9 protein-coding genes are annotated in these 10297 nt (G+C 68.6%); all 9 read left to right on the forward strand.

The features are described 5' to 3' along the window. Positions 1 to 19: 19 nt before the first annotated feature. The 9 genes from carA (at position 20) to metK (ending at position 10236) form a co-directional block, all read left to right on the forward strand. Positions 20 to 1138 (forward strand): glutamine-hydrolyzing carbamoyl-phosphate synthase small subunit, encoded by a 1119-nt coding sequence (carA, locus tag A5780_RS25225; RefSeq protein ID WP_064909764.1) that lies wholly within the window; start codon positions 20 to 22, stop codon positions 1136 to 1138. Beyond that, entirely contained in the window at positions 1138 to 4464 is a 3327-nt protein-coding gene (gene carB, locus A5780_RS25230) for a carbamoyl-phosphate synthase large subunit (RefSeq protein WP_063013385.1), read from the forward strand. Before carA ends, carB begins: the two co-directional genes overlap by 1 nt. A 14-nt stretch (positions 4465 to 4478) precedes the next feature. Beyond that, positions 4479 to 4868: a hypothetical protein gene (locus A5780_RS25235; protein ID WP_063013383.1), complete on the forward strand. Its 390-nt coding sequence runs from the start codon at positions 4479 to 4481 to the stop codon at positions 4866 to 4868. Next, positions 4865 to 5689 (forward strand): orotidine-5'-phosphate decarboxylase, encoded by an 825-nt coding sequence (gene pyrF / locus A5780_RS25240; RefSeq protein WP_030513993.1) that lies wholly within the window; start codon positions 4865 to 4867, stop codon positions 5687 to 5689. Before A5780_RS25235 ends, pyrF begins: the two co-directional genes overlap by 4 nt. A 611-nt stretch (positions 5690 to 6300) precedes the next feature. Beyond that, on the forward strand, positions 6301 to 6621 hold the full coding sequence (mihF, locus tag A5780_RS25245; protein ID WP_030513994.1) for an integration host factor, actinobacterial type: 321 nt from the start codon (positions 6301 to 6303) through the stop codon (positions 6619 to 6621). 7 nt (positions 6622 to 6628) lie between these two features. Next, the gene (gene gmk, locus A5780_RS25250) at positions 6629 to 7210 is read left to right on the forward strand and encodes a guanylate kinase (protein ID WP_063013381.1); all 582 of its coding nucleotides are present in this window, start codon (positions 6629 to 6631) and stop codon (positions 7208 to 7210) included. A gap of 64 nt (positions 7211 to 7274) precedes the next feature. Beyond that, on the forward strand, positions 7275 to 7550 hold the full coding sequence (gene rpoZ, locus A5780_RS25255) for a DNA-directed RNA polymerase subunit omega (protein ID WP_025350704.1): 276 nt from the start codon (positions 7275 to 7277) through the stop codon (positions 7548 to 7550). A 53-nt stretch (positions 7551 to 7603) separates the two neighbouring features. Then, positions 7604 to 8821, forward strand: a complete 1218-nt coding sequence (gene coaBC, locus A5780_RS25260; RefSeq protein WP_030513996.1) for a bifunctional phosphopantothenoylcysteine decarboxylase/phosphopantothenate--cysteine ligase CoaBC — start codon at positions 7604 to 7606, stop codon at positions 8819 to 8821. A gap of 200 nt (positions 8822 to 9021) precedes the next feature. After that, positions 9022 to 10236: a methionine adenosyltransferase gene (metK, locus tag A5780_RS25265; protein WP_063013377.1), complete on the forward strand. Its 1215-nt coding sequence runs from the start codon at positions 9022 to 9024 to the stop codon at positions 10234 to 10236. Positions 10237 to 10297: the final 61 nt, after the last annotated feature.

Here is a 10297-nt window from a genome sequence, read left to right on the forward strand (position 1 = left end):
TCGTGAACGAGGTGAGCGAATGAGCGACCGCGCCGCGGTGATGGTGCTCGAGGACGGACGGGTATTCCGGGGCCGGCGGTTCGGCGCCGAGGGTGAGACGCTGGGCGAAGCGGTGTTCTGCACCGCGATGACCGGCTATCAGGAGACCCTGACCGACCCCAGCTACCACCGCCAGATCGTGGTGGCCACCGCCCCGCAGATCGGCAACACCGGCTGGAACGACGAGGACGACGAGTCGAATCGGATCTGGGTGGCCGGATACGCGGTGCGCGACCCCGCCAAGCGGGCCTCGAACTGGCGCGCCACCACCACCCTGCAGGACGAACTGGAGCGCCAGCACATCGTCGGCATCGCCGGCATCGACACCCGCGCACTGGTGCGTCATCTGCGCACCCGCGGTTCGATGAAGGCGGGCATCTTCAGCGGTGACGCCGCTGCGGCCTCGCCCGAGGAATTGCTGAGCCGGGTCACCGGTCAGGCCTCGATGCTCGGCGCCGATCTGGCCGGCGAGGTCTCCACCGACGGCGTGTACACCATCGAGCCCGCCGGTGAGCATCGGTTCACCGTGGTCGCGGTCGACCTGGGTATCAAGACCAACACCCCGCGCATGTTCGCCGAGCGCGGCATCCGGGTGCACGTGGTGCCCTCCGGCGTCACGCTGGACCAGATCAGGGAGCTGAAGCCGGACGGCGTCTTCCTGTCCAACGGCCCCGGTGACCCGGCCACCCAGGACGACGCGGTCGAGCTGACCAAATCCGTTCTGGGCGAAGGACTTCCGCTGTTCGGAATCTGCTTCGGCAACCAGATCCTGGGCCGCGCGCTGGGCCTGGGCACGTACAAGATGAAGTTCGGCCACCGCGGCATCAACGTCCCGGTCATCGATCACACCACCGGCGCGGTCTCGATCACCGCGCAGAACCATGGCTTCGCGCTCGAGGGGGAGGCCGGACAGCGCTTCGAGACCCCGTTCGGCACCGCCGAGGTCAGCCACACCTGCGCCAACGACGGCACCGTCGAGGGGGTGCGCCTGGTGGACGGTCGCGCGTTCTCGGTGCAGTACCACCCGGAGGCCGCCGCGGGGCCGCACGATGCCGCCTACCTGTTCGACCGCTTCGCGGGTTTGATGGAGGAAGCCTGATGCCACGTCGTAACGACCTGCACCACATCCTGGTCATCGGCTCCGGGCCGATCGTCATCGGCCAGGCCTGCGAGTTCGACTACTCCGGCACCCAGGCGTGCCGGGTGCTGCGGTCCGAGGGCCTGCGGGTGTCGCTGGTGAACTCCAACCCGGCCACGATCATGACCGACCCGGAATTCGCCGACTCCACCTACGTCGAGCCGATCACCCCGGAATTCGTCGAGAAGGTCATCGCCAAGGAGCGCCCCGACGCCATCCTCGCGACCCTGGGCGGCCAGACCGCGCTCAACACCGCGGTGGCGCTGCACGAGAACGGTGTGCTGGAGAAGTACAACGTCGAATTGATCGGCGCCGACTTCGAGGCCATCCAGCGCGGTGAGGACCGGCAGAAGTTCAAGGACATCGTCGCCAAGGTCGGCGGCGAGTCGGCCCGCTCCAAGGTCTGCTACACCATGGACGAGGTGCGCGAAACCGTTGCCGAACTGGGCTTCCCGGTGGTCGTGCGGCCGTCGTTCACCATGGGTGGCCTGGGCTCGGGCATGGCCTACAACGACGAGGATCTCGACCGCATCGCCGGCGGCGGCCTGGCCGCCTCGCCCACCGCCAACGTCCTCATCGAGGAATCGATCCTCGGGTGGAAGGAATACGAACTCGAGCTGATGCGCGACGGCCGCGACAACGTGGTCATCGTCTGCTCGATCGAGAACGTGGACCCGATGGGCGTGCACACCGGCGATTCGGTGACCGTCGCCCCGGCCATGACCCTCACCGACCGCGAATATCAGAAGATGCGCGATCTGGGTATCGCGATTCTGCGCGAGGTCGGCGTCGACACCGGCGGCTGCAACATCCAGTTCGCGGTGGATCCGCGCGACGGACGCCTGATCGTCATCGAGATGAATCCGCGTGTCTCGCGCTCCTCCGCACTGGCCTCCAAGGCAACCGGTTTCCCGATCGCCAAGATCGCGGCGAAGCTGGCCATCGGCTACACGCTCGACGAGATCGTCAACGACATCACCAAGGAAACCCCGGCCTGTTTCGAGCCCACGCTCGACTACGTGGTCGTGAAGGCGCCGCGGTTCGCGTTCGAGAAGTTCCCGGGCGCCGACCCGACCCTCACCACCACCATGAAGTCGGTCGGTGAGGCGATGAGCCTGGGCCGCAACTTCTCCGAGGCGCTCGGCAAGGTGCTGCGCTCGCTGGAGACCAAGGCGGCCGGGTTCTGGACCCAGCCCGACGGCCGCTGGACCGACGTCGCCGAGATCCTCGACGACCTGCGCGTGCCGACCGAGGGCCGGCTCTACCAGGTGGAGCGGGCGCTGCGCCTGGGCGCGAGCGTCGAAGACGTCGCACAGGCCTCGGGCATCGACCCGTGGTTCGTCGCCGAGATCGCCGGACTCGTCGAGTTGCGCGCCGAGATCGCGCAGGCGCCGGTACTGGACGAGCCGCTGCTGCGCTACGCCAAGCACAACGGCCTGTCGGATCGCCAGATCTCCGCGCTGCGACCGGAACTGGCCGGCGAGAACGGGGTGCGCGAGCTGCGTCACCGCCTCGGCATCCGGCCGGTGTACAAGACGGTCGACACCTGTGCGGCCGAATTCGAGGCCAAGACGCCGTACCACTACTCGAGCTACGAACTCGATCCGGCCGCCGAGTCGGAGGTCGCGCCTCAGCCTGAGCGCGAGAAGGTGATCATCCTCGGCTCCGGGCCCAACCGCATCGGCCAGGGCATCGAATTCGACTACTCCTGCGTGCACGCCGCGCAGACGCTGTCGCAGGCCGGGTACGAGACCGTCATGGTCAACTGCAACCCCGAGACCGTGTCCACCGACTACGACACCGCCGACCGCCTGTACTTCGAGCCGCTGACCTTCGAGGACGTGCTCGAGGTGTACCACGCCGAATCGGAATCGGGCCGGGTGGCCGGAGTGATCGTGCAGCTCGGCGGCCAGACCCCGCTCGGTCTGGCGCAGCGGCTCACCGATGCCGGAGTGCCCGTGGTCGGCACCTCCGCGGCGGCGATCGACCTGGCCGAGGACCGCGGCGAATTCGGGCACGTGCTGGTCTCGGCCGGACTGCCCGCGCCGAAGTACGGCACGGCCACCACGTTCGAGCAGGCCAAGGAGATCGCGGCCGGAATCGGCTATCCGGTGCTGGTCCGCCCGTCCTACGTGCTGGGCGGGCGCGGTATGGAGATCGTCTACGACGAGGGCTCGCTCGAGGGCTACATCTCCCGCGCCACCGAACTCAGCCCCGAACATCCGGTGCTGGTCGACCGCTTCCTGGAAGACGCCATCGAGATCGATGTCGACGCGTTGTGCGACGGCGAGGAGGTCTACCTCGGCGGCGTGATGGAGCACATCGAGGAGGCCGGTATCCACTCCGGCGACTCGGCGTGCGCGCTGCCGCCGATCACCCTGGGCCGCAGCGATATCGAGGCGGTGCGCCGCTCGACCACCGCACTGGCCAAGGGCATCGGCGTCAAGGGCCTGCTGAATGTGCAGTACGCGCTCAAGGACGACGTGCTGTACGTGCTCGAGGCCAATCCGCGCGCCAGCCGGACCGTGCCGTTCGTCTCCAAGGCGACCGGCGTGCAGCTGGCCAAGGCCGCCGCGCGGGTGATGCTGGGGACGAGCATCGCCGAATTGCGCAAGGAGGGCATCCTGCCCGCCGAGGGCGACGGCGGTCACGCGCCGATGGACGCGCCGGTCGCGGTGAAGGAAGCGGTGCTGCCCTTCCACCGGTTCCGCCGTCCGGACGGCACCGGTATCGATTCGCTGCTGTCGCCGGAGATGAAGTCCACCGGCGAGGTGATGGGTATCGACGCCGATTTCGGTACCGCCTTCGCCAAGAGCCAGTCCGCGGCCTACGGTTCGCTGCCGGTCGCGGGCACGGTGTTCGTCTCGATCGCCAACCGCGACAAGCGGGCCATGGTGTTCCCGGTCAAGCGGCTGCACGATCTGGGCTTCCGGATCCTCGCCACCGACGGCACCGCGGAGATGTTGCGGCGCAACGGGATTCCGTGCGAGCGGGTGCGCAAGCAATCCGATCCGGTGCCCGCGTCGGCCAACGGCGATCCGATCGAACCCTCGATCGTCGATCAGATCAAGGACGGCGAGATCGACATCGTGTTCAACACGCCTTACGGTAACTCCGGGCCCCGCGTGGACGGCTACGAGATTCGTACCGCCGCGGTGGGCGCCAACATTCCGTGCATCACGACGGTTCAGGGTGCGGCTGCAGCCGTACAGGGCATCGAAGCAACCATCAACGGCGGTATCGGGGTGCGCTCGCTGCAGGAGCTGCACGCCGTATTGCGCGGCTAAGAGGAGAGATAACGGTGGGAGCCATCGGTTTCGGCGCGGGAGTCCGGCCCCCGGGGGCCGGACGGGCGACGACTCGGCGGATTCGGGGATTCGGTGCGGCGGAGGCCGCGCCACCCGGAGGCGGTGACATCCGCCGGATGCGCAACGTCGGCGGCTACAGCACGGTCGGTTTCCGGGCGATCCCGCCGATCGGCCGCAAGCCGGCGCCCGACGCCGAGGCCGAGGCCGAGGCGGACGCGCTGACCGATGCGGTGCTCGCCCGGGCGGACGAGGTGCTCGCCCAGGCCGACGAACTGCTCGCTTACGCCGGTGAGGAGGCATACGCCGAATCCGGGTCCGCCGGTGCGCAGACACCGCCCGCCCATACCGGGGACGAACTGGCGGGCGCCGGGGCGAGCCGGTGACGCCGTTCGGCCTGCGGCTGGCCGACGCGATGGGCCGGCTGGGCCCGTTGTGCGCCGGCATCGACCCCCACCCGCAGTTGCTGCGTGCCTGGGGGCTCAGCGAGGACGTCGAAGGCCTGAAACGGTTCTCCGACATCTGCGTCGAGGTGTTCGCGGGCCGGGTGGCGCTGGTGAAACCCCAGGTGGCGTTCTTCGAGGAGTACGGCTCCGGCGGCATCGTGGTGCTCGAGGACACCATCGCCGCGCTGCGTGCGGCCGGCACGCTGGTGCTGGCCGACGCCAAGCGCGGCGATATCGGCTCCACGATGGCCGCCTACGCGCGGGCCTGGCTGGGCGACGGTCCGCTGGCCAGTGATGCGGTGACGGTATCGCCGTACCTCGGCTTCGGTGCGCTGTCTCCCGCCCTCGATGCCGCGCGCTCGGCCGGTCGCGGCGTCTTCGTGCTGGCAGCCACCTCGAATCCGGAGGCGGCCCAGGTGCAACGCATCACCGCTGCCGACGGTCGCAGTGTCGCGCAGATCATGATCGACGAGGCCGCCGGCTGCAACGCCGGGGCGGAATTCGGATCGGTCGGCGTCGTGGTCGGCGCGACCCTCACCGAACCCGTCGACGTGAGCAAACTCAACGGTCCCGTCCTGATGCCCGGCGTCGGCGCGCAGGGCGGGGGAGCGGAATCGATCCGTGCGCTGATCCCGTCCGACCGGTTCGCGGCGGTGGTACCCAACGTATCCCGGGAACTGCTCGACACCGGGCCTTCAGTGGCGGCGATGCGCACCAAGATGCACAAGCTCGCCGACGAATTCGCCTTCCTGCAGGCCTGATTCATTCCGCCCGGGTTCGCGAGCCGTCGCACCCGGGCGGGATTCGCTCATGTCCACCACGCGCGTCGCGCGGGAGCCGGCTGCCTCTCGGAAGGCGACCGGTCTGTTTGCGTTTGCGGCCCGTTCGCGCGCATCCGTGCTCGTTCCCGGGTGGAAGTTACACGCGCGTGTTTTTCCGGCTCAGCGGCCCTTCCGGGGTGTCTTACGGCCCCGCCGCGCACATCGCCGACCGGTGCCGAGAGTGCTCGCCACGCCGCGCCACGCCGCGACACGCTGGGGAAAAATTCGCGACACGCGGAGAATTTTCAGAAAGTTCCAGGTCGCGCGATTACGGGTCGGTTACGGTCGCATCCGGCCGGACTCGAATCCGGCGGGGAAGCCGTCGGAATCGGGATATGCCCAGGTCACCGGCATGGTGAAGAAAATCTCCGGACCGGTGCCACGACGTGGCGCAATCAGCCGCGCGACCTGCCCGGTAACGGGCTCGAATGCCCGAATCGGGCGCTGACCTGGGGGGTGGGTTCGCAATCGGCGCGCCGCGTGGGTACGGTCGCTGAGACCACCGGGTTACCGGAGGTAGATCTAGCAATGAACGATGAGACGGAGGAACCGTGGCCCTTCCCCAGCTGACTGACGAGCAGCGCGCCGCTGCTTTGGAGAAGGCGGCTGCCGCTCGCCGCGCTCGGGCAGAGCTCAAGGAGCGCTTGAAGCGTGGCGGCACTGACCTGAAGACGGTCCTGAAGGACGCCGAGACCGACGAGGTCCTCGGCAAGATGAAGGTATCCGCGCTGCTGGAGGCCCTGCCCAAGGTCGGCAAGGTCAAGGCGGCCGAGATCATGAGCGAGCTGGAGATCGCGCCGACCCGCCGCCTGCGGGGCCTGGGCGACCGGCAGCGCAAGGCGCTGCTGGCGAAGTTCGACTTCGAAGCCTGATCCGAGGGTGGTCGAACACACTCAGAAGGGTCGGCTGGTAGTACTGGTCGGCCCCTCGGCCGTCGGCAAGTCCACCGTGGTCCGTTGCGTCCGGGAACGGCTGCCGGAACTGGTGTTCAGTGTGTCGGCCACCACCCGGGCCCCCCGGCCCGGGGAGGTCGACGGCCGCGACTACCGGTTCGTGACCCGCGCCGACTTCGACGCCATGATCGAAGAAGGCGAACTACTCGAATGGGCCGACATTCACGGCGGCCTGCAACGGTCGGGAACCCCGGCCGCACCGGTGAAGGCGGCACTGGCCGCCGGGAAACCGGTCCTGGTGGAGGTGGACCTCGCCGGCGCCCGCTCGGTCCGAGCGGCGATGCCCGAGGCGCTGCTGGTCTTTCTGGCCCCGCCCAGCTGGGAGGAACTCGTGGCCCGGCTGACCGGCCGCGGCACCGAATCACCCGAGGTGATCGAGCGCCGGCTCGCCACCGCGAAGACCGAACTCGCCGCCTGTGACGAGTTCGACATCGTGATCGTGAACGACGACGTGACCACTGCCTGTGAGCAGTTGGTATCGTTGTTCGTTAGCACAAATTCGAGATGACCGCGGGCGATCCGCGAACTCCTCTCGAACAGCAACTCCCCATCGACCCGCAGGAGCCTCCCTAGTGAGCGACACCAAGACCGTGCCCGCCTACGACACCCCGGTCGGCCTCACCAACCCGCCGATCGACGAGTTGCTCGAGCGCACGTCGTCCAAGTACGCGCTGGTCATCTACGCGGCCAAGCGGGCGCGTCAGATCAACGACTACTACAACCAGCTCGGCGACGGCATCCTCGAGTACGTGGGTCCGCTGGTCGAGCCGGGCCTGCAGGAGAAGCCGCTCTCGGTCGCCATGCGCGAGATCCACTCCGACCTGCTCGAACACACCGAGGGCGAGTGACCCTGCGGTCGTAACCCGCTGTCTCTCCACCGGACCGAAGAGGCTTGATTCAGATGCGAATCGTTGTCGGCGTGGGCGGCGGGATCGCCGCCTACAAGGCGTGCTCGCTGGTGCGCAAGTTCACCGAGACCGGGCACCACGTCCGAGTCATTCCCACCGAGTCCGCGCTGCAGTTCGTCGGTAAGGCCACCTTCGAGGCACTGTCGGGCAATCCGGTGCAGACCGGGGTGTTCGCCGACGTGCCCGAGGTGCCGCATGTGCGCATCGGCCAGGAGGCCGATCTGGTGGTCATCGCCCCGGCCACCGCCGATCTGATGGCGCGCGCCGCCTCCGGCCGCGCCGACGATCTGCTCACCGCCACACTGCTCACCGCCCGATGTCCGGTGCTGTTCGCTCCCGCGATGCATACCGAGATGTGGGAGCATCCAGCCACGATCGCGAATGTCGCCACGCTGCGCGCCCACGGATCGACCGTGATGGAACCGGCCTCCGGGCGCCTCACCGGCGCCGACACCGGTCCGGGCCGGCTGCCCGAGCCGGAGGAGATCTTCGCGCTGGCCTCGCTGCTGCTCGAGCGCTCCGACGCGCTGCCGCGCGATCTGGAGGGCCGCCGCGTCGTCGTCTCCGCCGGTGGCACGCGCGAACCGCTGGATCCGGTCCGGTTCCTCGGCAACCGTAGTTCCGGCAAACAGGGCTATGCGATGGCCCGCGTGGCCGCTCAGCGCGGCGCCCAGGTCACCCTGATCGCCGGCAACACCATCGGCCTGGAGCCGCCCGCCGCGGTCGAGGTCGTGCACGTGACGACCGCCGAGCAGATGGGCACGGCCGTCGACAAGCACTCCGTGGGCGCCGACGCGGTCATCATGGCCGCCGCGGTCGCCGATTTCCGGCCGGTCAACGTGGCCGCCGCGAAAATCAAAAAGGGTGCGCACGAGCCGAATTCGATCGAACTGACCAAGAATCGCGACATCCTGGCCGGACTGGTGCAGGCGCGCCGCGACGGGCAGCTCGGCGGCCTGGCGATCGTCGGTTTCGCCGCCGAGACCGGCGACGAACACGGCGACGTCCTGACCCACGCGCGGGCGAAACTGGCTCGTAAGGGTTGTGACCTGTTGGTGGTCAATGCCGTCGGCGAGGGTAAGGCGTTCGAAGTCGACAACAACGACGGCTGGCTGCTCGGCGCCGACGGCACCGAACAGTCGCTCGATCACGGTTCCAAGGCGCTGCTCGCCAGCCGGGTGCTCGATGCGCTGGGCCCACTGTTGCGTTGAGCCCCAAATGATTCGGCCGCGCCGCCGTGGTGGCGACGCGGTCCGCACAGTCGTGGCGGCCGCCGCGGAGGCCCGAACGCCGGTGCTCCGCCCGGCCGTGGCAAGTTTGGAATAGTCTGAGGTAAAGGGTTGTGCGGTGACGCGATGCCGCTACTGTCGCATCCCGACATGAGAAACCCGTTGAGGGAGAGGGAACAACTGTGCGCACGTCCGGTAGCCGGCTATTCACGAGTGAGTCCGTCACAGAGGGTCACCCGGACAAGATCTGTGACGCGATCAGCGATTCCATCCTCGACGCGCTGCTCACCGAGGACCCGCACAGCCGGGTGGCGGTCGAGACCCTGGTGACCACCGGTCAGGTGCACGTCGCCGGTGAGGTCACCACCGAGGCCTATGCCGATATTCCGACCATCGTGCGCGAGAAGGTGCTCGAGATCGGTTACGACTCGTCGGCGAAGGGCTTCGACGGCGCCTCCTGCGGCGTGAACGTCGCCATCGGCGCGCAGTCGCCCGATATCGCCCAGGGTGTCGACCACTCGCACGAGGCGCGTGTCGGCGGCTCCGACGACGAGATCGAACGCCAGGGCGCCGGTGACCAGGGCCTGATGTTCGGGTACGCCACCAAGGAGACCCCCGAGCTGATGCCGCTGCCGATCGCGCTGGCGCACCGGCTCTCGCGGCGGCTGACCGAGGTCCGCAAGTCCGGCGTGCTGCCCTATCTGCGCCCGGACGGCAAGACCCAGGTCACCATCGAATACGAGGGCGACCGTCCGGTCCGGCTGGACACGGTCGTGCTCTCGACCCAGCACGCGGCGGATATCGACCTGGACAACCTGCTCGCGCCCGATATCCGCGAGAAGGTCGTCGACGCGGTCCTGGCCGATCTGGAACTGCCCAACCCGCTCGACACCTCCGATATCCGGCTGCTGGTCAACCCCACCGGCAAGTTCGTCCTCGGCGGACCGATGGGCGATGCCGGCCTGACCGGGCGCAAGATCATCGTCGACACCTACGGCGGTATGGCCCGTCACGGTGGTGGCGCCTTCTCCGGTAAGGATCCGTCGAAGGTGGACCGCTCGGCGGCCTACGCCATGCGCTGGGTGGCCAAGAACGTCGTCGCCGCCGGCCTGTCCGACCGGGTCGAGGTCCAGGTGGCCTATGCGATCGGCAAGGCCGCCCCGGTGGGCCTGTTCGTCGAGACCTTCGGCACCGAGCAGGTCGGCCCGGCGCAGATCTCGAAGGCGATCAGCGAGGTCTTCGACCTGCGCCCGGGTGCGATCATCCGTGATCTGGATCTGCTGCGGCCGATCTACGCGCCGACCGCCGCCTACGGCCACTTCGGCCGCACCGACATCGACCTGCCGTGGGAGCGCACAGACCGCGCCGACAAACTGCGCGCGGCCGCCGGTCTCTGACCGGGTCCGCGCCTGCCGTGGCTGAAGCGGTAGCACCGACGGCGCCCTCCGTCGGAACGGA

Origin of the sequence: Nocardia sp. 852002-20019_SCH5090214, assembly GCF_001665865.1 — a bacterium.
GTDB lineage: Bacteria > Actinomycetota > Actinomycetes > Mycobacteriales > Mycobacteriaceae > Nocardia > Nocardia nova.

What these genes read in the sequence shown, in the direction of transcription:
- coaBC (WP_030513996.1), top strand. Translation starts at nt 7,604, where the DNA reads ATGCGAATCGTTGTCGGCGTGGGCGGCGGGATCGCCGCCTACAAGGCG.
- carB (WP_063013385.1), top strand. Translation starts at nt 1,138, where the DNA reads ATGCCACGTCGTAACGACCTGCACCACATCCTGGTCATCGGCTCCGGG.
- carA (WP_064909764.1), top strand. Translation starts at nt 20, where the DNA reads ATGAGCGACCGCGCCGCGGTGATGGTGCTCGAGGACGGACGGGTATTC.